This window comes from Variovorax sp. GW823-FHT04F07 (assembly GCF_058795995.1).
Genome location: NZ_JBXAIG010000002.1, coordinates 474,659 through 494,414, shown reverse-complemented (window position 1 = coordinate 494,414; position 19,756 = coordinate 474,659). Strand labels below are relative to the sequence as shown.

Sequence of the window (19,756 nt, the reverse complement as noted above, 5' to 3'; positions counted from 1 at the left end):
GGCTCAGTACTTGCCGTCGCGCGATTCGAACTTCGTGGGCTTGCCGTACTGACGCTGTTCGCGCGAGATCCAGTCGGCCACCCAGCGGATCTGCTGCGCCAGCGGCACGCGCGGGTAGCCGAAGAGGCGCTCGGCCTCGCCAGTGTTCATGAGCCAGGCGGTCGGCGCCTCTTGCCCGGTGATCGTCACGGGCTTATCGAACTGGCGTGCGAATTCTTCCGCGAGCCAGCGGATCGACGTGGTCTCGGGCCCACTCACATTGAGCGGCGAGGTCGGCACGGTGGCCGCCGCGAGGCAGCGCAGCGCCTGCGCGTTCGCGTCGCCCTGCCAGATCACGTTGACGTGGCCCATGGTCACGTCGACCGGCTCGCCGCGCCACACCTTGAGCGCCACGTCGGCCAGCACGCCGTAGCGCAGGTCGATGGCGTAGCTCAGGCGGAACAGGCGACCGGGTGTGCCGTGGCGCTGCGAGAAGTACTCGAACATGCGCTCGCGGCCCACGCACGAGTTGGCGTACTCGCCGGGCGGGTTGGGCGCGTCGCTCTCGCTTGCGCCCTGGCTGGTCACCGGCACGAAGGGGTACACGCAGGCGGTCGAGAAGGCGACGATGCGCGAGGCGTGAAAGTGCTCGGCCACCAGCGCCGGCACGTGTGCGTTCATGGCCCAGGTCAGCGGGTTGTCGGCGTCGGCGCCGAACTTGCGCCCGGCCATGAAGACCACGTTGGCGCACGGCGGCAGCGCGGCGATGGCGACGCGGTCGAGCAGGTCGCAGGCGATGGTCTCGATGCCGTGCGCCTCGAGCGCCTCGCGCACGCCGGCTTCGCTGAAGCGGGCGACGGCGATCACGCGGCGACCGGGCATGGCGTTCTTTGCGAGGCGGGCCAGCGTGGGGCCCATCTTGCCGCCCACGCCGAGGATCATCAGGTCGCCGTCGAGGCGGGCCATGTCGCGCACGAGGTCGCGCGAAGGGGTGGCCAGGTAGTCTTCAAGCGCGGCTTCGCTCTCGAAGCGCTCGGGAAAGGGCAGGTCGTCGAGGACAGGCGTGGAGGTCATTGGATTCTTGCGTCCTGGGTGATGAAGAGGCGCTCCAGCAGAAGCACCAGCAGATAGAGCAGCACGCCCAGGCCCGTGATGAGCAGCACGGCCATGAAGACCGCGGGCGTGTCCAGCGAGGCCTGGACCTGGATCATCAGATAGCCCAGGCCGCGTTCCGAGGCGATGAACTCGCCCACCACCGCGCCCGCCACGGCGAGGATGGTGGCGACCTTCATGCCCGAGAACACGTACGGCAGCGAGCCCGGCAGCTGGATGTAGCGAAACAGCTGCCAGCGCGAGCCCTTGAGCGCGCGCACGAGGTCGAGCAGCTCGGGCTCGGTCTCGTTCAGGCCGCGGATGGTGGTCAGCAGGATCGGGAAGAAGCACAGGCTGAACGTGATGAGGATGTTCGGCCCGATGCCGTAGCTGAACCACACGATCACCAGCGGCCCCATCGCCACCTTCGGAATCATGTTGAGCGTGACCAGCAGCGGAAACACCAGCAGCATCAGCCGCTTGCTGGTGATGAAGAGCAGGGCGCAAAGAATGCCGAGCACCAGGCCCAGTGCGTAGCCGCCGAACACTTCGAGCGCGGTGACGCCGGTGTTCTTGAGCCAGCTGTAGTTCGGGTTGGCCAGCGTGGCCAGCACCTTCGAGGGCGCCGGCAGGATGAAGGGCTGGACCGCGAAGACCCGCACCGCGAGCTCCCACAGCGCAATGCCCGCCAGGTGCACCGCGACCACGAGGGACCAGCGCTGCCATTCGGGGCGCTCGCCCGACAGGGGCGTGGAAGCGAGGGGCGCCAGCGCGCCGTCGGGTGCCGTCATGTCTGTTCCTGGGTCAGGGAAGAAGCAATGCGGCGAATCATAGGAGTCGCCACGACCCGAGTCAACCAACTAGTTGATAATTTTCATGCATTGGCCTTGTCGGGCCGCAAGGCGTTGAGCGCGAACTCGATCACGTGCCGGCGCCGCTGCAGCAGCGCGCCGCGCGCATCGAGCGGTTTGCCGAAGATGGCCGACAGCGTGTGGTTGTTGGAGAAGAAGAAGTACGAGATGCCGGCGATCGAGATGTAGAGGTTGATCGCGTCGAAGTCGGGCCGGAACACGCCGGCCGCCACGCCGCGCTCGAGCGTGGCTTCGAGCATCTCGATGAAGGGCGAGTGCATCTTCTGCAGCCGCTCCGACTCGCGCAGGTGCGCGCCGTGATTGCGGTTCTCGTCGGCCAGCAGCGCGATGAACTCGGGGTGCTCGGCCAGGTAGTCGAACGAGAAGGCCACCAGCTGTTTCATGGCCTCCAGCGGCTCGAGTGCATCGAGCGTGAGCTTCTGTTCCTTCTCGCGGATCTCGGCATAGACCGATTCGAGCGCGACCAGGTACAGCCCCTGCTTGCTGTCGAAGTAGTGGTACACGAGCTGCTTGTTGACCCCGGCGTTGGCGGCGATCTCGTCGACGCGCGCGCCTGCGAAGCCCTTGGTGGCGAACTCGGCCACCGCGGCGGCGATGAGGGCCTGCTTGGCGGCGACGGGATCGCGCTCGCGTTTCGTGGCGACGGCGGTGCGGGCGGGGGTGGCGGGGCTCGCGGGCTTGGTGGCGGTCATGGTGTTTTTGATTCTCCCGGCAGGGGCAACGCAGTCTGGATGATCTGGATTGCCTGTCAACCAAACAGTTGGTAATATGAATTTCAGGACCTGTTTTTACCTTCTTTTGGAGTGTTCCGCATGAAAAAGCTGTTGTCGGCCGCCGGCGCCACCGCCTTGCTCATGGCCTCGGCCCCCGCCGCGTTCGCGGCCGATGCCATGAGCCTGATGCTCAACTGGACACCCACGGCCGATCATGCGCCGATCTATTTCGCGAAGGCCAAGGGCTGGTACACCGAGGCGGGCATCGACCTGAACATCGAGGCCGGCAAGGGCTCGGCCGTGTCGGCGCAGCGCGTGGGCACCGGCGGCAGCGACCTGGGGATTTCCGACCTGCCCACCACGATCCAGGCCAAGGGCAAGGGCGCCGACGTGAAGGCCGTGATGGTCATCTACGCCAACAGCCCGCAGGGCTTCTACTGGCTCAAGTCGTCGGGCATCAACGGGCCGAAAGATTTCGCGGGCCGCAAGATCGGCAACCCGCCGGGCGACGCCGCGCGCCTCATGTGGCCGGCCTTCGCCAAGAAGGTGGGGCTCGACCCGGCCAGCGTGACCTTCGTCAACGTGAGCCCGCAGGCCAAGGTGGCGGCGCTGAAGAGCAAGTCGGTCGACATCATCAGCGACTTCTACAACGAGCACGACCTGAAGGCGCGCGAGTTCGGCGCCGACCTGGGCTTCCAGCCGTGGCGCGACGCGGGCGTGAACGTGTACGGCAACTCGCTGATCGTGAACGGCCCGTACCTCGCGAAGAACCCCGGCCAGGTGAAGAAGTTCGTCGCCGTGACCCAGCGCGCCTACGAGGCCTGCGTGAAGAGCTTCGAGCCCTGCCTGCAGGCGCTGCAGGCCAGCGTGAGCGGCCTCACGCCCGACAACCAGCGCGACCAGTGGAACCGCATCAAGCAGCTGATGCGTGACGACACCACCACCAAGGTGGCACTCGGCGCCTTCGACGGTGCACGCGTGAAGGCCGACTACGAGCTCGTGTCCTCGCTGATCGGCATCGACAAGGCCTACGACCCTGCGACGCTCTTTACCAACGAGTTCCTCGACAAGGGCGTGCGCATGGCGCCCAACTGATGGGAAGAAGCCGCTTCAGCGCGACTCGGAGGAGGGCGGCACCTTCGTGTTGCCCTTCTGCCGTTCACGGAAGAGGGCGGCACGCATCAGGAAGATGGTGGTGATCGGCGCCGTCAGCACGATGAACAGCACGATCAGCACCGCGTGCAGGAACAGGCTGAAGCCCTGCACCGAGAAGTAGGCGATGGTGGCCACCGTCAGGCACCAGGCGCCCACCGTGGCGCCCAGCGTGGGCGCATGGATGCGGCGGAAGAAGGTGGGCATGCGTACCAGGCCGAAGGAGCCGATGGCCGCGAAGGCCGCGCCCAGCACCGCGAACACGGCGGTGATGATCTCCGCCCAAAGAGGAAGTGCGGTGGCGCTCATTCGATGACCTCCCCGCGCAGCAAGAACTTGGCGATCGAGGTCGATCCCACGAAGCCGAACAGCGCTACCAGCATCGCCGCCTCGAAGTACACGCTGCTCGCGTAGTTGATGCCGAGCACCAGCATCATCAGCATGCCGTTGATGTACAGGCAGTCGAGCGCCATCACGCGGTCCTGCGCGGACGGGCCGGCCAGCAGGCGAAAGAGCGCGCACAGCATCGCCACGGCCAGCAGGAAGAGCGCGGCCTTCAGGGCCCAGAAGAGAACAGGCGTCATGATTCGAAAATCTCCATCAGCGGACGTTCGTAGCGGGTCTTGATCAGGGCGATGAAGGCCGCCTCGTCCTCGAGGTCGAACACGTGGATCAGCAGCGTGGTGCGGTCGAACGACACCTCGCCCCAGGCCGTGCCGGGCGTGAGGCACATGATCATCGCGAGCACGGCGAGGCCGTTGGGGTCGCGCATGTCCAGCGGAATCTGCACGAAGCGCGCAGAGATGTCGGCGGTGCGGCGCGTGAGCAGCAGCCGTGCCACGTCGTACGCCGACTTCAGCATGTCGAAGGTGACGAGGAACGACAGCCGCAGCGCCACGCCGGGGCGGCGCATGCGCACGGTGGCGGGGCGCAGGCCCTTGGTGATCAGCGGCACCGCAATGGCGAGCAGCGCGGCCGACAGCAGCGTGGCCGCTTCGAGCGATTGGTTGAGCAGCAGCCAGATGACGAACAGCGCGAACGACAGCGGCGGGGAAGGCATCAAGCGCTTCATGGCTTGGCCTCCTCTTTCTTCGCGGGCACCGGGTTGGGCTTCTGCTTGGCACCGAGCACGGCCTCGCGGTACGCAGTGGGCGTGCGCAGGCCGCCGGCGGTGGCCTGCGCGTGCTGCATCACGGGCTCGGCCCAGACCGTGAGCGCCACGCAGGCCGCGAGCAGGGCGGCCACCGGCAGCACCTCCAGCGCGGGCAGCGAGGGCATGGTGGCGTGGGGCTGCGTCCAGAAATGGCGGATGCCGGTGCGGCTCAGGGCGATCAGCGAGAGAAAGCCCGAGACGATCAGCAGGCCCAGGAAGGTCCAGCCGGCCGAGGCCACGGTCCTGCCGTCGAGCAGGCCCGAGAGCATCGCGAACTTGCCGACAAAGCCCGACAGCGGCGGCAGGCCCGCCAGCAGCAGCGTGCACAGCATGAAGCTCAGGCCCAGGAAGGCCACGCCCGCCGGAATGGCACGGCCGTAGAGCGCCTGGGCGTCGTCGTCGAGGTTCACGTCGTCGAGTGCGCGCAGGTCTTCGGCCAGGAAGGGCGCGTTGCCCGCCGCCTCGTGCGGCGCGACGCTCATGCCCGCGTTGCGCCAGCGCTCGATCATGTCGATCAGCAGGAAGAAGGCCGCCACCGCGAGCGTCGAGCTCAGCATGTAGTACAGCGCACCCGCCCACACGGCCGGATCGCCCAGCCCGACGGCGGCCAGCAGCGTGCCCGCCGACACCAGCACGCTGAAGCCCGCGAGGTTCGACAGCCGCTGCGTGCCGACGATGCCGATGGCGCCCACGAACAGCGTCGCCAGCCCCACGCCCACCAGCGCGGCCTGCCCGAAGGCGGCCGAGGCGCCGGTGTCGGGCGCGAACAGCACGGTCCACAGGCGCAGCACGGTGTACACGCCGAGCTTGGTCAGGAGCGCAAACACCGCGCCCACCGGCGACACGGCCGCGCTGTAGGCCGGCACCAGCCAGAAGTTCAGCGGCCACGCGCCCGCCTTGGCGAAGAACGCGGTGGCCAGGATGGCCGCGGCCGCGTGCACCAGGCCGCGGTCGCCCGGCGCGAGCTCGGCGATGCGCGCGCCCAGGTCGGCCATGTTGAGCGTGCCGGTCACGCCGTACAGGATGGCCGCGCCGATCAGGAACAGCGACGAGGCCGCGAGGTTGATCGCGATGTAGTGCAGCCCGGCGCGCACGCGCAGCCGGCCCGAGCCGTGCAGCAGCAGGCCGTACGAGGCCGCCAGCATCACCTCGAAGAACACGAACAGGTTGAACAGGTCGCCCGTGAGGAAGGCGCCGTTCAGGCCCATGAGCTGCAGCTGCAGCAGCGGATGAAAGTGCACGCCCGCGCGGTCCCAGCGCGAGGTCGAATAGATCGACGCCGCGAAGGCCACCACGCCCGTGAGCGCGACCATCATGGTCGAGAGCCGGTCGGCCACCAGCGTGATGCCGAAGGGCGCGCGCCAGTTGCCCGGCAGGTACACGCCGATGGAGCCCGGGCCGCCGCCGGTGTCGGCCGCGTTCACCCAGCGCAGCAGCGCCAGCGCGGCCAGCAGGCCGACCAGGCCCGAGACCACGCTGAGGAAGGACTTGGTGCGCCGGTGGTTCTCGTTCATCAGCAGCATCAGTGCCGCCGTGAGCATGGGCACGAGGATGGGCACTGCCACCAGGTGCGGCATGCTGAACTCGAGGAAGCGGTCGAGCAGGTGCAAGAGGTCGTTCATTCCACGGCCTCCCGCTCTTCACCGTCCACGTGGTCGGTGCCCGACAGGCCGCGCGAGGCGAGCATGACCACGAGGAACAGGGCGGTCATCGCGAAGCCGATCACGATGGCCGTGAGCACCAGCGCCTGGGGCATCGGGTCGGCCGTGTTGGCCAGCGTGGCCTTGAAGCCTTCGACCAGCACCGGCTCGCTGTCGACCTTGAGCCGGCCCATGCTGAAGATGAACAGGTTGACCGCGTACGAGATGAGCGTCAGGCCCATGATGACCTGGAAGGTGCGCGGACGCAGCAGCAGGTACACGCCCGAGCCGGTGAGCACGCCGATGGCGATGGCCAGCACGATTTCCATCAGCGGGCCCCTCCGGTGGCGGTGGCAGCCTCTTCGGCTTCGGCGGCGGCGCGGGCCTGCGCTTCTTTCTCTTCTTGTTCGTCGGCCCAGCGGTGGCTTCGGATGGACTGGTGGGCCAGCGCGGTCAGGATCAGCATGGTGGCGCCGAGCACCAGCGCGAACACGCCGATGTCGAAGAAGAGGGCACTGGGCACGTGCATGTCGCCCAGCAGCGGCACGTGCACGTGCGCGGTGTGCGTGGTCAGGAACGGGTAGCCGAACACGATCGCGCCGCCGCCGGTGGCGAGCGCGAACAGCAGGCCGATGGCGATCCAGCGGCGCGGGTAGATGCGCAGGTGCTCCTCCACCCACTCGGTGCCCGAGACGATGAACTGCAGCACCAGCGCGACCGACATCACCAGCCCCGCGACGAAGCCGCCGCCCGGTGCGTTGTGGCCGCGCATGAAGAAGTACACCGACACCAGCACGGCCACCGGCAGCACGAGGCGCACCAGCACGGCCGGCACCATCAGGTAGCCGATGGCGGAGTCGGTGGCGCGGCGCGGGTTCAGCAGGTCGCTGCTGCCGTCGTCGACCTGCAGCCGTTGCTGAATGGGCAGCGCCATCGATTCGATGGCCGGGCGGAAGCGCCGCAGCAGCGCATACACGGTGAGCGCCACGATGCCCAGCACCGTGATCTCGCCGAAGGTGTCGAAGCCGCGGAAGTCGACCAGCATCACGTTGACCACGTTGGTGCCGCCGCCTTCGGTGAGCGCGCGTTCGAGGAAGAAGGGCGAGATGCTCTGCGGGAAGGTGCGCGTCATCATCGCCCAGGCCAGCGCCGCCATGCCGCAGCCGGCGATGGTGGCCACCAGCAGGTCGCGTCCGCGCCGACCCCAGGGCCGCAGCCGCATGCGCGCGGGCTGCACCACGTCCTTGCTGCGCATCGGCAGCCAGCGCAGGCCGAGCAGGATGAGCACGGTGGTCACGGCCTCGACCACCAGCTGCGTGAGCGCCAGGTCGGGGGCCGAGAACCAGATGTAGGTGACGCACGAGACCAGCCCGGCGCCCGCGGCCAGCATCAGCGCGGCGAGCCGGTGGAACTTGGCCTGCCAGGCGGCGGCCACGGCGCAGGTGCAGCCGATGAGCCAGGTCATCGCGAACATCGGCGAGAACGGCAGCAGCTCGCGCGTGCCACGATCGGCCGGCGTGGTCCACAGCGAGGCCGCGGCGCCGGCCACGGCCACCACCACCAGCCACAGCAGCTGCCATTGCAGGCGGCGCGTGCCGAAGAGGCGGCGGCTGCGCCGGCCGGCTTCGCTCAGCAGCGCGATCAGGTGTTCGAAGATGAGCTGCCCGTCGAAGCGGTGCAGCAGCGGCGTGTGCTCCAGGCGCCCGCTGCCCAGCGGACGGCGCAGCAGCAGGTAGAGCACGGCGCCGCCTGCCAGTGCGACGAAGCTCATCATCAGCGGCAGGTTGAAGCCGTGCCACACGGCCAGGCTGTAGACGGGCAGCGTGCCGCCGACCACCGGCGTGGCCGCGGCCGCGAGCATCGGGCCGACCGACCAGGCCGGCGCCACGCCCACCACCAGGCACACCAGCACCAGCAGCTCGACCGGCACGCGCATCCAGTGCGGCGGCTCGTGCGGGGGCTTGGGCACGTCGGGGCCGCAGGGCGGGCCGAAGAACACGTCGAACACGAAGCGCGCCGAGTACGCCACGCTGAAGATGCCCGCGAGGGTGGCGATGACCGGCAGGCTGAGGTCGATCCAGGGCGTGGCCTGGATGAAGACGGTCTCGGCGAAGAACATCTCCTTCGAGAGAAAGCCGTTGAGCAGCGGCACGCCGGCCATCGAGGCACTGGCGATGATGGCCAGCGTGCCCGTGATGGGCATGAGGCGCATCAGGCCGCTGAGCTTGCGGATGTCGCGCGTGCCGGTTTCGTGGTCGATGATGCCGGCCGCCATGAACAGCGACGCCTTGAAGGTCGCGTGGTTCATGACATGGAACACTGCTGCGACGGCCGCCAGCGGGCTGTTCAGACCCAGCAGCAGCGTGATGAGGCCCAGGTGCGAGATGGTCGAGTAGGCCAGCAGCGCCTTCAGGTCGCGCTGGAACATGGCCGCGAAGCCGCCCAGCAGCAGCGTGATGGCGCCCGCGCCGCCCACCATCCAGAACCACTGCTCGGTGCCCGAGAGCACGGGCCACAGCCGCGCCATCAGGAACACGCCCAGCTTCACCATGGTGGCCGAGTGCAGGTAGGCCGACACCGGCGTGGGCGCGGCCATGGCGCGCGGCAGCCAGAAGTGGAACGGGAACTGCGCGCTCTTGGTGAACGCGCCGAGCAGGATCAGCACCAGCGCCACCGGGTACAGCGCGTGCGCGCGGATGATGTCGCCCGAGGCCAGCACGATGTCGAGCTCGTAGCTGCCGACGATGCGGCCCAGCACCAGCACGCCGGCCAGCAGGCACAGCCCGCCGGCACCGGTGACGGTGAGCGCCATGCGCGCCCCGCGCCGCGCGTCGCGCCGGTGGTGCCAGTAGCCGATGAGCAGGAAGGAGAAGAGGCTGGTGAGCTCCCAGAACAGCACCATCTGGATCAGGTTGCCCGAGAGCACCACGCCCATCATCGCGCCCATGAACGCGAGGAAGAACGAGAAGAAGCGCGGCACCGGGTCGGAGGCCGACATGTAGTAGCGCGCATAGAGCACCACCAGCGCGCCGATGCCCAGCACCAGCATGCAGAACAGCCACGCGAAGCCGTCGAGGCGGAACACGAGGTTCAGGCCGAGGGCCGGCAGCCACTCGATCTCCTGGCGCAGCACGTTGCCGTGCGCGATCTGCGGAAAGAGCCAGGCGACCTGGATCGCGCAGCCCAATGCGACGAGCCCTGCGAGGGTCGACTCCCGGTTGCGCGCGTTGGACGGCATCAACGCGGCCAGCACGCTGGCAAGAAAGGGGAGTGCGACGAGAAGGGCGAGGGGCATCGGGGGTCGATTCTATCGACCGACCCTCTGGAGAGCCCCTGTCTATAACCGCAGGAGCGCGGGCAGTTTTTTCGCTGTCACGAAGCCAGCACGAGCTGCACGCTGCGGATGCCCAGCCAGGTCAGCACCAGCGAGCCGCACAGGTGCAGCAGGCCGGTACCCAGCGCCAGCAAGGGCCGTCCGCCGAGCAGCAGGGCGACCACTTCGGCCGAGAAGCTCGAGAAGGTCGTGAGCCCGCCGAGGAAGCCGGTGATGAGCAGCAGCCGCCACACCGGGTCGAGCTGCGGCAGCGCCTGGAAGACGGCCACGGCCACGCCGACGAGGTAGCCGCCGACGAGGTTGGCGGCCAGCGTGCCATAGGGCACGGGGCCGCCGGTGTTGAGCCACAGGCCCAGGCCCCAGCGGGCGAGGGCGCCGCACGAGGCGCCCACGCAGATCGCTAGAACCGGCAATAGAGGAGGCATCCGTTCCCTTGTCGTCGTCGCACTGTCATTTCTCCTTGCCCATCACCAGGTCGGGCAGGATCGTGACGATACCCGGGAACAGCGTGATCAGCGCGATGCACAGCACGAGGCAGAAGAAGAACGGAATCGCCGCCTTGGCGATCACGTTGCTGTCTTTTCCGGTCATGTTCTGCAGCACGAACAGGTTGAAGCCCACGGGCGGCGTGACCTCGGCGATCTCGACCAGCAGCACCACGAAGATGCCGAACCAGACCAGGTCGAAGCCCGCCTTCTGGATCATCGGCAGCACCACGGCGCTGGTCAGCACGATCATCGAGATGCCGTCCAGCGCCGTGCCCAGCACCAGGTACACCACCACCAGCGCACCGATGAGCGCATAGGGCGACAGATGCATGCTGTCGACCCACTCGGCCAGCTCGCGCGGGATGCCGGTGAAGGCCATGGTCTTGGTGAGGAACGCGGCCCCGGCCAGGATGAACATGATCATGCAACTGGTGCGCGTGGCGCCCATGATCCCGTCCTTGAAGTTCTGCCAGGTCAGGCTCTTGCCGTAGGCCGCGATGGCCAGCGAGCCCAGCACGCCGAAGGCCGCGCACTCGGTGGCCGTGGCCCAGCCGGCCACCAGCACCCAGACGATGAACACGATCAGCAGCGCGCAGGGGATGAGGTTGCCTGAGAGCCTGATCTTCTCCATGAAGGTGGTCGGCGGGTCGGCCGGCGGCACCTGGTCGGGGTGGCGCAGGCTCCACCAGCCGATGTAGCCCGAGAACAGCAGCATCAGCAAAAAGCCCGGCAGGAAGCCGGCCAGGAAGATGCGGATGATCGAGGCGTCGGCCGCCACCGCGTACACAACCATGGTGATCGACGGCGGGATCAGGATGCCCAGCGTGCCGGCCGTGGCCAGCGAGCCGATGGCCAGCTTCTCGTTGTAGCCGCGGCGCTTGAGCTCGGGCAGCGCCACCTTGGCGATGGTCGCGCAGGTGGCGGCCGAGGAGCCCGAGACCGAGCCGAACACGCCGCAGCCGAGGATGGTGGTGTGCATGAGCCGGCCGGGCACGCGGTTGAGCCACGGCCGCAGGCCTTCGAACATCTCCTCGCTGAGCTTGGTGCGGAACAGGATCTCGCCCATCCAGATGAACAGCGGCAGCGCCGCCAGCTCCCAGCTCGCGTTGCTTTCCCAGAAGGCCGAGAACAGGTTCTTGCCGGGCAGCGTGTTGGTGAAGAAGGCCTGGCCGACCCAGCCGACGATGGCCAGGGTCATGGCGATCCACACGCCGCCGGCGAGCAGCAACAGCATGATGCCGAGCAGCAGCGCGCCCATCAGAAGGGTTTCGAGCATCGGTGTCTTTGTTGTTGTCGTTCAGACGTCGGAGGAGAAGTCGCCTGCCGCGTGGCGCTCTTCGACGGCGCGCTGGTAGCTGGGCTTCTCGCCGCGCACCACGCCGACGAGTTCATCGACCATGGCGATCAAGAGCAGCCAGCAACCGATCACGAAGCTCGACTGCGGAATCCAGATCGGGATCACGAGCAGGCCCGTGGCCATCTCCTTGAACTCGTAGCTCTCGTACGTGAAGCTGGTGGCCCAGTAGGTCAGGTAGGCGACCGACACGGCGGCGACCAGCAGGCAGGCCACGTCGAGCACGCGGCGCACCTTGGGCGGCACGGCATCGAGCAGCAGCGTGACGCGCACGAAGTCACCGTGGCGGAAGGCGTGCGCCATCGCGAAGAAGGCCGCCGCCGCGCACAGCCAGGCCACTGCGTCGTTGAGCCCGCTCACGTGCCAGTTCATCTGGCGGCCTACGCCGGCCACGATCATCAGCACGAAGATCAGGAACACGCAGAAAGCGCCGAGCGCGCCTGCACCGTCGTACAGGCGGTCGAGGAAGCGGCGCACGGCTTACTTCTTCTTGTAGGTGTCGACGATGGAAGCACCATCGGCACCGGCGGCCTTGAGCCAGTCGGCCTGCATGATGCCGCCGACCTGGCGCATGTCGGTGTCCAGCTTGGGCGAAGGCTTGTGGATCTTCATGCCGCGTTCAGCCAAGAGGCGCTTGTACTCGTCGTTCTTCTCCTGCGCGACCTTCCAGCCGCGTGCCTCGGCGTCGGCGGCGGCCTTGGTGACGGCGGCCTTGCCGGCGGCGTCCAGCGCGTCGAAGGCCTTGGCGTTCACGAGGATCGCGTTCTTCGGAATCCATGCCTGCGTGTCGTAGAAGTTCTTGATGTGCTCGAAGGTCTTGGTGTCGTAGCCGGTGGAGCCCGAGCTCATGTAGCTCTCGATCACACCGGTGGCCATGGCGGCGCTCAGTTCGGCCTGCTGAATCTGCACCGGCTGCGCGCCGATGAGTTCGGCGATCTTGGCCGTGGCCGGGCTGTAGGCGCGCCACTTGATGCCGCGCAGGTCGGCCACCGAGCCGATCTCCTTCTTGGTGTAGATGCCCTGTGGCGCCCATGGCACCACGAACAGCACCTTGATGCCTTGGGCGGCCAGCAGCTTGTCCATCGCGGGCTTGGAGGCGTCGTAGAGCTTGCGGGCCTCGGGGTAGGTCGTCGCCAGGAAGGGCACGCCGTCCAGCGCGTAGATCGGGTTCTCGTTGGCGTAGTTGGCCAGCAGGATCTCCCCAGCCTGGGCCTGGCCGCTTTGCACGGCGCGCTTGATCTCGGGCGCCTTGAACAGCGACGCGTTGGCATGCACCGTGATCTTCAGCTTGCCGCCGGTGGCCGCGTCCACGTCTTTCGCGAACTGCGTGATGTTCTCGGTGTGGTAGTTGGTCGCGGGGTAGGCGGTGGGCAGGTCCCACTTGGTTTGCGCGAAGGCGGCGGCGCCAAGGGTGAGGCCCGCCAGGGCAATGCCGAACTTGTGATTCATGGACGCGCTCCGGAATGTAGTCAAAGCTGAATGAAAGAAAAGCATACGTGCAAATTCCGGGCCATTCGCTGAGGCATTTCCCTGCCATGTGGTGTCGATGCGGCACCCGGTGCGGGCATGAAAAAACCGCCTCGAGGGCGGTTTCTTCGGTTCAGGTCGGCGTCACTGCTTGGCGGGTTTCGCCTCGGCCACCTTGGCGGCCTTGCCCGCCTTGGCCGGTGCCGCCGCGCCGTTGAAGCTCTGGCCGTTGACCGTCAGGCCTTCGGCCGACAGCTTGGCCGCGCTCTTTTCCTTCACGCCCTTCACGCGCTGCATGAGGTCGGGCCAGTCCTTGAACTCGCCTTCCTTGCGGGCGTCGAGGATGCGCTTGGACAGCGAGGGGCCGACGCCCTTGAGGCCGTCGAGGTCGGCGGCGCTGCCCTTGTTGGCGTCGACGGCGGCGAACGAGACGGCCGCGAAGCACATGGCGAGCGTGGCGATGACTTTCTTGAACATGGTGAAAACTCCCTCTTCAATCGTTGGTATGGCTATGCCGACAGGAATATCGGCTTCGGCTCAACGAGAGGGCGAACGCGGCAGTTGACGTGAAAACGGGGCCCAGGGCCCCGTGTGACGATTGTTCCGAACCGTGGTCAGAGTTCTTCCACGCGCCGCGGTGGATAGCTGTCCCAGGCCTGGCAGCCGGGGCAGTGCCAGAAGTACTGGTGCGCCTCGAAGCCGCAGGCTGCGCAGCGGTAGCGCATGAGCGGCCGGGTGGCCTGGTCGAGCGCGCGCTGCACCTGCGGATGGAACTGTTCGTGCTCGAAGCGCTCGCCGGCCAGCCAGCGCGACGCCGCGACGAGCGAGGGCTGGTGCGCGAGGTGGGCGATGTAGCTGTCGCGCGGCGTGGGGGCTTCGGTGGGCGTGTCCGATGGCGTGGCGTCGGGTGTGCCGCCGAGCGCGATCATCGCTTCGAGCACGTCGATCGACGGCGACTCGGCATAGCGCCGCTGCAGCAGCGCCAGCGCCTCGCCTTCGCGCTGCGCGGCCACGGCGGCTTTCTGCAGCGACGCGGCATACAGCGGCAGCGCCAGCGGCGCCGTGTCGCTGAGCCCTTCGAGCGTGTCGAAGGCCGCGGCGGCTTCGCCGTTGCGCAGCTGCAAGGTGGCGGTGTCGATGGCCGGGCGTGGTGCCTGCGGCGCCAGGGCGCGGGCCTGCGTGAGCAGGTCGCCGGCGCCCTGCAGGTCGCCGGCCGCGACGCGTTCGTTGGCCTGCTCGCACAGGTGGTGGGCGCGGCGCGTGCTGTAGCTGGCCTGGTCGGACTCGTCGAGCTTCTGCGCCACGTCCGCGGCCTGCGCCCATTCGCGCGAGCGTTCGTAGATGGCCAGCAGCGCGAGCCGGGCCTCGTTCTCGTAGCGCGTGCCTTCGAGCTTCTGCAGCGCCGCTTCGGCGCGGTCGAGCAGGCCGGCGCGCAGGAAGTCTTGCGCCAGCGCGTGCTGCGCGCGCTCGCGGTCGGCACGGCTCAGGTCGCCGCGCCCCAGCAGGTGCTCGTGCACGCGCACGGCGCGCTGGTACTCGCCGCGGCGGCGGAACAGGTTGCCGAGCGCGAAGTGCAGCTCCTGCGTGTCGGGGTCGTTCTGCACGGCCTCGATGAAGGCGTCGATGGCCTGGTCCTGCTGCTCGTTGAGCAGGAAGTTCAGGCCGCGAAAGTAGGCCTTGGGCGCCTGCCGGTTCTCGAGCTTGAGCTGGCGGATGTCGAAGCGCGATGCGAGCCAGCCCAGCACGAAGGCGACGGGCAGGCCGATCAGCAGCCAGCTGGGATCAAAGTCCATGTTGACGTACGGCGGGAAGGTCGGTGGCGGAGATGGACGGCGTTGGCGCGGAGGCGGTCGCAGTGGCCTGCGGTGCGGGCGAGGGGGCTTCGGAAACCGCAGGCACCTGGGCCGCGGCGGCGCGGTGTTTCCACCAGCCGGGCAGCATGCCCAGCGCGCCGACCACGAGCCCGCCGGCAAAGGCCGCGAGCACGACGAGCACCAGCGGCGCGCGCCAGTGGGTTCCGAAGAAGAAGTAGACGGTCGCGTCGTGCTGGTTGTTCAGCGCGAAGGCGAAGAGCGTAAAAAAAATGGCTGCCTTGAGCAGCCACAGGAGGTACTTCATAGCTGTTCCCGTTGCCGGGAGCATTCTACGTTTGCATTCATTTGCATCAGGCCTTGCGGCCGGCGGCTTCCTTGCCTGCATCGAGCTCGGCGGTCTTCGCGTCGACGGCCTCGCGCAGTGCCTTGCCCGGCTTGAAGTGCGGCACGCGCTTCTCGGGAATCTGCACGCTCTCGCCCGAACGCGGGTTGCGGCCGATGCGCGGCGGACGGCGGTTGACCGAGAAGCTGCCGAAGCCACGGATCTCGATGCGATGGCCGCGCACCAGCGCGTCGCTCATGGCGTCCAGGATGGTCTTGACGGCGTATTCGGCATCGCGGTGCGTGAGCTGCGCGAAACGGGCTGCGAGTTCTTCGACGAGGTCTGAGCGGGTCATAGGCCAAACATAAACGAAAAACGTGGACGAAAAAAAAGACAGAGCGGCCCCGGGGGCCTGCCTCTGTCTTCGGACTCAGCTTACTTGTTGTCGCTGTTGTCGAGCTTGGCGCGCAGCAGGGCGCCTAGGCTGGTCGTGCCCGCGTTTTCGCGTGCCGACTGCTGGCTCAGGCTGGCCATGGCGCCTTGTTCGTCGACCATGTCCTTCTGCTTGATCGACAGCTGGATGTTGCGGGTCTTGCGATCCACATTCACCACGATGGCCGTGACTTCGTCGCCTTCCTTGAGCACGTTGCGGGCATCTTCGACGCGGTCGCGCGAGATTTCCGAAGCACGCAGGTAGCCGATGATGTCTTCGCCGAGGTCGATTTCAGCGCCGCGGGCGTCCACGGTCTTGACCTTGCCGGTCACGATCTGGCCCTTGTCGTTCACGGTGGTGAACGTGGTGAACGGATCGCTGTCGAGCTGCTTGATGCCCAGCGAGATGCGTTCGCGGTCGACGTCGACAGCCAGCACGATCGCTTCGACTTCCTGGCCCTTCTTGTAGTTGCGAACGGCGGTTTCGCCGGTTTCGTTCCACGAGAGGTCCGACAGGTGAACCAGGCCGTCGATGCCGGCAGCCAGACCCACGAACACGCCGAAGTCGGTGATCGACTTGATCGGGCCCTTGACGCGGTCGCCACGCTTCGTGTTTTGAGCGAACTCTTGCCACGGGTTGGCCTTGCACTGCTTCATGCCCAGGCTGATGCGGCGCTTGTCTTCGTCGATTTCCAGGACCATGACTTCGACTTCGTCGCCCAGCGAGACGATCTTGTTCGGAGCGATGTTCTTGTTGGTCCAGTCCATTTCGGAGACGTGCACCAGGCCTTCGATGCCGGGTTCGAGTTCGACGAACGCGCCGTAGTCGGCAATGTTCGTGACCTTGCCGAACAGGCGGGTCGATTGCGGGTAGCGGCGCGAAACGCCCATCCACGGGTCGTCACCCATTTGCTTGAGACCCAGCGAGACACGGTTCTTTTCGGTGTCGAACTTGAGGATCTTGGCGGTGATTTCCTGGCCGGCCTGAACGACTTCGCTCGGGTGGCGGACACGGCGCCATGCCATGTCGGTGATGTGCAGCAGGCCGTCGATGCCGCCGAGGTCCACGAACGCACCGTATTCGGTGATGTTCTTGACCACGCCGCGGACAACAGCGCCTTCCTTCAGGGTTTCCATCAGCTTGGCGCGTTCTTCGCCCATGCTGGCTTCGACCACGGCACGGCGCGACAGCACGACGTTGTTGCGCTTGCGATCGAGCTTGATGACCTTGAATTCGAGGGTCTTGTTCTCGTACGGGGTCAGGTCCTTGATCGGACGCGTGTCGATCAGCGAACCCGGCAGGAACGCGCGGATGCCGTTGACCAGGACGGTCAGGCCGCCCTTGACCTTGCCGCTGGTGGTGCCGGTGACGAAGTCGCCCGATTCCAGGGCCTTCTCGAGGGCGAGCCACGAAGCCAGACGCTTGGCGGTGTCGCGCGAGAGGATGGTGTCGCCGTAGCCGTTTTCAACGCTGCCGATGGCAACGGAAACGAAATCGCCGGCCTGGACTTCGAGTTCGCCCTTGTCGTTCTTGAACTCTTCGATCGGCACATACGCTTCGGACTTCAGACCGGCGTTGACGACGACGTGGTTGTGTTCGACGCGCACGACTTCGGCGGTGATGACCTCGCCGCTGCGCATTTCGGAACGCTTCAGGGACTCTTCGAATAGGTCGGCAAAAGATTCAGACATTTATGGTTCCTTCCGTCAGGCAGGGTTGGCAGGCGCTCTTGCGAAATTGCGTGCGGCTGCTGGAGGTCTGTAGACGGCGGTTAGGTTGTGGGCGTGAGCCCGGTTGGTTGAACAACCAGCAGGCCGGTGCGCTGTCGCGCGGAAGGAGCCTGCTGGAGCGGTAGGCGCCACCCGGAACACCCGGGAGACGCAAGCCTTTCAAGCGGACTTGAAAGGCTGCACTTCAATCCGCTCAAGCGGACTTGAACGGTTGAATTTCTTGCCACCAGTTCAACACCGTGTCGATCGAGCGTTCGATGGACAGCTGGGAGTTGTCGAGGTGGCGAGCGTCCTGCGCCGGCTTCAGAGGGGCGACGCTGCGGGAAGAGTCCCGGGCGTCACGTGCTTCCAAGTCGGAGCGAAGACTGTCGAGTGTAGTCGAAATACCCTTTGAAATCAACTGCTTATGCCGCCGTTCGGCGCGCTGGGCGGCACCCGCCGTGAGGAACACCTTGAGCGCCGCGTCGGGGAAGATCACGGTGCCCATGTCGCGCCCGTCGGCCACCAGGCCGGGCAGGCGGCGAAAGCGGTGTTGCAGGTCTTGCAGCGCCTCGCGCACGGCAGGCAGCGCGGAGACGCGCGAGGCGTCCATGCCGGCGGCTTCGGTACGGATATCGTCGCTCACGTCTTCGCCGGCCAGCAGCACCTTGCCCTCGGTGAACTGCAGGGGCAGGGCGGCGGCGAGCGCGGCGATCTGCGCTTCGTTCGCGGCGTTGGCCTCCAGGCCGGCGCGGCGCGCGGCAAGCCCGGTCACGCGGTACAGCGACCCCGAATCGAGGTAGTGGTAGCCCAGCAGGCGCCCCACCTCGGCGGCCAGCGTGCCCTTGCCCGAGGCGGTCGGGCCGTCGATGCAGATCACGGGCACTTCGGCGGCCTCGGCCACCGAGAACAGGGTCTCGAAGTAGTCGGGGAAGGTCTTGGCGACGCAGTGCGGCTCGAGGATGCGCACCGGCACGCCGGCCGGGTTGAAGGCCGCGAGCGAGAAGCACATGGCGACCCGGTGGTCGTCGTACGTGCGGATGCTGGCGGGCCGCCAGCCGGCGGCGGGCAGGGGGTGGACGCGGATGAAATCGGGCCCGGCCTCGACCGTCGCGCCGAGCTTCTGTAGCTCGTTCGCCATGGCGTCGATGCGGTCGGTTTCCTTCACGCGCCAGCTTGCGATGTTGCGCAGCGTGGTGGGGCCGTCGGCGTACAGCGCCATGACGGCCAGCGTCATGGCGGCGTCGGGGATGTGGTTCGCGTCGAGATCGATGGCCTTCAGGGGCCAGGCGCCGCGGCGGATTTCGAGCCAGTTCGGGCCGCTGTCGACCCGCGCGCCCATCTGTTGGGCGGCGTCGATGAAGCGGATGTCGCCCTGGATCGAGGCCGCGCCGACGCCTTCGATGCGGATGCCGTTCTGCCCCGAAACGCCCGTTGCGATGGCGCCGAGCGCTATGAAATAGCTAGCAGAAGAGGCGTCCGCCTCGACGTGGATCTCGCCCGGCGAGCTGTAGCGGCTGCCGGCGGGGATGGTGAAACGCTCCCAGCCGTCGCGCTGCACCGTGATGCCGAAGCGCGCCAGCAGGTTCAGCGTGATCTCGATGTAGGGCTTGGAAATCAGCTCGCCGACGACCTCGATCACGATGTCGTCGGCCGCCGCCAGTGGCAGCGCCAGCAGCAGGGCGGTCAGGAACTGGCTCGACACGTCGCCGCGCACGCGGATCGGTGCGCCCAGCGCCAGCTCGTCGTGCGACACCGGATGAATGCGCAGCGGCGGGTAGCCGGGGTTGCCGAGGTAGTCGATGCGGCAGCCGAGCTGCGTGAGGGCGTCGACCAGGTCGCCGATCGGGCGCTCGTGCATGCGCGGCACGCCGCTGAGCTCGAACTCGCCGCCGAGCAGCGACAGCGCCGCCGTCAGCGGACGCATGGCCGTGCCGGCGTTGCCCAGGAACAGCGGCAGCAGCGTCGTGCCCAGCGCTGGCGGCAGCTGGCCGCCCAGGCCCGTGATGCGCAGCGAGGCGCCGGCCGGCTCGATGCCGCAGCCCAGCGCGCGCAGGGCGTCGAGCATCACGCGCGTGTCGTCGGAGTCGAGCAGGTCGTGGATCGTGGTGGTGCCGCTGGCCAGCGCAGCCAGCAGCAGCACGCGGTTGGAGATGCTCTTGGAGCCGGGCAGCCGGACCGTGCCGGTGGCGCCCGCAAGGGGGGGGAGGTCGAGGAAGGCGGTCGAGAACATG

Annotated in this window: 20 protein-coding genes; 1 reads left to right on the top strand and 19 read right to left on the bottom strand. The window is 67.5% G+C overall.

The features are described 5' to 3' along the window. Positions 1 to 3: 3 nt before the first annotated feature. The 3 genes from AC1RAA_RS11460 to AC1RAA_RS11450 all read right to left on the bottom strand — a co-directional run bounded on the left by AC1RAA_RS11460 (position 4) and on the right by AC1RAA_RS11450 (position 2,635). Positions 4 to 1,053 (bottom strand): NAD-dependent epimerase/dehydratase family protein, encoded by a 1,050-nt coding sequence (locus tag AC1RAA_RS11460; protein ID WP_492729282.1) that lies wholly within the window; start codon positions 1,051 to 1,053, stop codon positions 4 to 6. Beyond that, the gene (locus AC1RAA_RS11455) at positions 1,050 to 1,862 is read right to left on the bottom strand and encodes an ABC transporter permease (RefSeq protein WP_492729284.1); all 813 of its coding nucleotides are present in this window, start codon (positions 1,860 to 1,862) and stop codon (positions 1,050 to 1,052) included. The genes AC1RAA_RS11460 and AC1RAA_RS11455 overlap by 4 nt, the downstream gene beginning before the upstream one ends. Positions 1,863 to 1,945: 83 nt before the next feature. Further along, positions 1,946 to 2,635, bottom strand: a complete 690-nt coding sequence (locus tag AC1RAA_RS11450) for a TetR family transcriptional regulator (RefSeq protein ID WP_492729286.1) — start codon at positions 2,633 to 2,635, stop codon at positions 1,946 to 1,948. 120 nt (positions 2,636 to 2,755) lie between these two features. On the opposite strand from AC1RAA_RS11450, the gene AC1RAA_RS11445 reads away from it, so the two are divergent. Beyond that, positions 2,756 to 3,751: an ABC transporter substrate-binding protein gene (locus tag AC1RAA_RS11445; protein ID WP_492677906.1), complete on the top strand. Its 996-nt coding sequence runs from the start codon at positions 2,756 to 2,758 to the stop codon at positions 3,749 to 3,751. A gap of 15 nt (positions 3,752 to 3,766) precedes the next feature. On the opposite strand, the gene mnhG is transcribed toward AC1RAA_RS11445, so the two are convergent. From mnhG to AC1RAA_RS11365, 16 genes are all read right to left on the bottom strand, one after another. Beyond that, positions 3,767 to 4,117 carry a monovalent cation/H(+) antiporter subunit G gene (gene mnhG, locus AC1RAA_RS11440; protein WP_062468694.1) on the bottom strand — a complete coding sequence of 117 codons (351 nt, stop codon included), beginning with the start codon at positions 4,115 to 4,117 and terminating at the stop codon, positions 3,767 to 3,769. Next, complete coding sequence (locus tag AC1RAA_RS11435) at positions 4,114 to 4,392, bottom strand: K+/H+ antiporter subunit F (RefSeq protein ID WP_062468691.1); 279 nt, start codon at positions 4,390 to 4,392, stop codon at positions 4,114 to 4,116. The genes mnhG and AC1RAA_RS11435 overlap by 4 nt, the downstream gene beginning before the upstream one ends. Then, positions 4,389 to 4,880: a Na+/H+ antiporter subunit E gene (locus AC1RAA_RS11430; protein WP_062468688.1), complete on the bottom strand. Its 492-nt coding sequence runs from the start codon at positions 4,878 to 4,880 to the stop codon at positions 4,389 to 4,391. The genes AC1RAA_RS11435 and AC1RAA_RS11430 overlap by 4 nt, the downstream gene beginning before the upstream one ends. After that, positions 4,877 to 6,583 carry a monovalent cation/H+ antiporter subunit D gene (locus tag AC1RAA_RS11425; protein WP_159274629.1) on the bottom strand — a complete coding sequence of 569 codons (1,707 nt, stop codon included), beginning with the start codon at positions 6,581 to 6,583 and terminating at the stop codon, positions 4,877 to 4,879. The genes AC1RAA_RS11430 and AC1RAA_RS11425 overlap by 4 nt, the downstream gene beginning before the upstream one ends. Beyond that, entirely contained in the window at positions 6,580 to 6,930 is a 351-nt protein-coding gene (locus AC1RAA_RS11420) for a Na+/H+ antiporter subunit C (protein WP_056582686.1), read from the bottom strand. Before AC1RAA_RS11420 ends, AC1RAA_RS11425 begins: the two co-directional genes overlap by 4 nt. Then, positions 6,930 to 9,896 carry a monovalent cation/H+ antiporter subunit A gene (locus tag AC1RAA_RS11415; protein ID WP_492729288.1) on the bottom strand — a complete coding sequence of 989 codons (2,967 nt, stop codon included), beginning with the start codon at positions 9,894 to 9,896 and terminating at the stop codon, positions 6,930 to 6,932. The genes AC1RAA_RS11420 and AC1RAA_RS11415 overlap by 1 nt, the downstream gene beginning before the upstream one ends. Positions 9,897 to 9,973: 77 nt before the next feature. Beyond that, positions 9,974 to 10,360, bottom strand: coding sequence for a fluoride efflux transporter CrcB (gene crcB / locus AC1RAA_RS11410; protein ID WP_062468679.1), 387 nt, complete (start codon positions 10,358 to 10,360; stop codon positions 9,974 to 9,976). Between the two features lie 25 nt (positions 10,361 to 10,385). Beyond that, a complete protein-coding gene (locus AC1RAA_RS11405; protein WP_174250226.1) occupies positions 10,386 to 11,699 on the bottom strand; it encodes a TRAP transporter large permease in 1,314 nt (437 codons plus the stop codon). Between the two features lie 21 nt (positions 11,700 to 11,720). Further along, entirely contained in the window at positions 11,721 to 12,254 is a 534-nt protein-coding gene (locus AC1RAA_RS11400) for a TRAP transporter small permease (protein ID WP_492729291.1), read from the bottom strand. Between the two features lie 3 nt (positions 12,255 to 12,257). Beyond that, positions 12,258 to 13,226, bottom strand: coding sequence for a TRAP transporter substrate-binding protein (locus tag AC1RAA_RS11395; RefSeq protein ID WP_492694673.1), 969 nt, complete (start codon positions 13,224 to 13,226; stop codon positions 12,258 to 12,260). Positions 13,227 to 13,388: 162 nt separating this feature from the next. Next, positions 13,389 to 13,721, bottom strand: a complete 333-nt coding sequence (locus AC1RAA_RS11390; protein WP_095744337.1) for a ComEA family DNA-binding protein — start codon at positions 13,719 to 13,721, stop codon at positions 13,389 to 13,391. A 137-nt stretch (positions 13,722 to 13,858) separates the two neighbouring features. After that, positions 13,859 to 15,037, bottom strand: a complete 1,179-nt coding sequence (gene lapB, locus AC1RAA_RS11385) for a lipopolysaccharide assembly protein LapB (protein ID WP_307584920.1) — start codon at positions 15,035 to 15,037, stop codon at positions 13,859 to 13,861. Continuing rightward, positions 15,027 to 15,362, bottom strand: a complete 336-nt coding sequence (locus tag AC1RAA_RS11380; protein WP_492729294.1) for a LapA family protein — start codon at positions 15,360 to 15,362, stop codon at positions 15,027 to 15,029. The genes lapB and AC1RAA_RS11380 overlap by 11 nt, the downstream gene beginning before the upstream one ends. Positions 15,363 to 15,408: 46 nt before the next feature. Continuing rightward, positions 15,409 to 15,735 (bottom strand): integration host factor subunit beta, encoded by a 327-nt coding sequence (locus AC1RAA_RS11375; RefSeq protein WP_056582668.1) that lies wholly within the window; start codon positions 15,733 to 15,735, stop codon positions 15,409 to 15,411. Between the two features lie 80 nt (positions 15,736 to 15,815). Beyond that, complete coding sequence (gene rpsA / locus AC1RAA_RS11370; protein WP_062468664.1) at positions 15,816 to 17,504, bottom strand: 30S ribosomal protein S1; 1,689 nt, start codon at positions 17,502 to 17,504, stop codon at positions 15,816 to 15,818. Positions 17,505 to 17,736: 232 nt separating this feature from the next. After that, positions 17,737 to 19,755: a bifunctional 3-phosphoshikimate 1-carboxyvinyltransferase/cytidylate kinase gene (locus AC1RAA_RS11365; RefSeq protein WP_492729297.1), complete on the bottom strand. Its 2,019-nt coding sequence runs from the start codon at positions 19,753 to 19,755 to the stop codon at positions 17,737 to 17,739. Position 19,756 lies beyond the last annotated feature (1 nt).

Bases quoted from the DNA above. Each gene is read 5' to 3' on its own strand.
- AC1RAA_RS11460 (WP_492729282.1), bottom strand. From the start codon at position 1,053: ATGACCTCCACGCCTGTCCTCGACGACCTGCCCTTTCCCGAGCGCTTC.
- AC1RAA_RS11455 (WP_492729284.1), bottom strand. From the start codon at position 1,862: ATGACGGCACCCGACGGCGCGCTGGCGCCCCTCGCTTCCACGCCCCTG.
- AC1RAA_RS11450 (WP_492729286.1), bottom strand. From the start codon at position 2,635: ATGACCGCCACCAAGCCCGCGAGCCCCGCCACCCCCGCCCGCACCGCC.
- AC1RAA_RS11445 (WP_492677906.1), top strand. From the start codon at position 2,756: ATGAAAAAGCTGTTGTCGGCCGCCGGCGCCACCGCCTTGCTCATGGCC.
- mnhG (WP_062468694.1), bottom strand. From the start codon at position 4,117: ATGAGCGCCACCGCACTTCCTCTTTGGGCGGAGATCATCACCGCCGTG.
- AC1RAA_RS11435 (WP_062468691.1), bottom strand. From the start codon at position 4,392: ATGACGCCTGTTCTCTTCTGGGCCCTGAAGGCCGCGCTCTTCCTGCTG.
- AC1RAA_RS11430 (WP_062468688.1), bottom strand. From the start codon at position 4,880: ATGAAGCGCTTGATGCCTTCCCCGCCGCTGTCGTTCGCGCTGTTCGTC.
- AC1RAA_RS11425 (WP_159274629.1), bottom strand. From the start codon at position 6,583: ATGAACGACCTCTTGCACCTGCTCGACCGCTTCCTCGAGTTCAGCATG.
- AC1RAA_RS11420 (WP_056582686.1), bottom strand. From the start codon at position 6,930: ATGGAAATCGTGCTGGCCATCGCCATCGGCGTGCTCACCGGCTCGGGC.
- AC1RAA_RS11415 (WP_492729288.1), bottom strand. From the start codon at position 9,896: ATGCCCCTCGCCCTTCTCGTCGCACTCCCCTTTCTTGCCAGCGTGCTG.
- crcB (WP_062468679.1), bottom strand. From the start codon at position 10,360: ATGCCTCCTCTATTGCCGGTTCTAGCGATCTGCGTGGGCGCCTCGTGC.
- AC1RAA_RS11405 (WP_174250226.1), bottom strand. From the start codon at position 11,699: ATGCTCGAAACCCTTCTGATGGGCGCGCTGCTGCTCGGCATCATGCTG.
- AC1RAA_RS11395 (WP_492694673.1), bottom strand. From the start codon at position 13,226: ATGAATCACAAGTTCGGCATTGCCCTGGCGGGCCTCACCCTTGGCGCC.
- AC1RAA_RS11390 (WP_095744337.1), bottom strand. From the start codon at position 13,721: ATGTTCAAGAAAGTCATCGCCACGCTCGCCATGTGCTTCGCGGCCGTC.
- lapB (WP_307584920.1), bottom strand. From the start codon at position 15,037: ATGGACTTTGATCCCAGCTGGCTGCTGATCGGCCTGCCCGTCGCCTTC.
- AC1RAA_RS11380 (WP_492729294.1), bottom strand. From the start codon at position 15,362: ATGAAGTACCTCCTGTGGCTGCTCAAGGCAGCCATTTTTTTTACGCTC.
- AC1RAA_RS11375 (WP_056582668.1), bottom strand. From the start codon at position 15,735: ATGACCCGCTCAGACCTCGTCGAAGAACTCGCAGCCCGTTTCGCGCAG.
- rpsA (WP_062468664.1), bottom strand. From the start codon at position 17,504: ATGTCTGAATCTTTTGCCGACCTATTCGAAGAGTCCCTGAAGCGTTCC.
- AC1RAA_RS11365 (WP_492729297.1), bottom strand. From the start codon at position 19,755: ATGTTCTCGACCGCCTTCCTCGACCTCCCCCCCCTTGCGGGCGCCACC.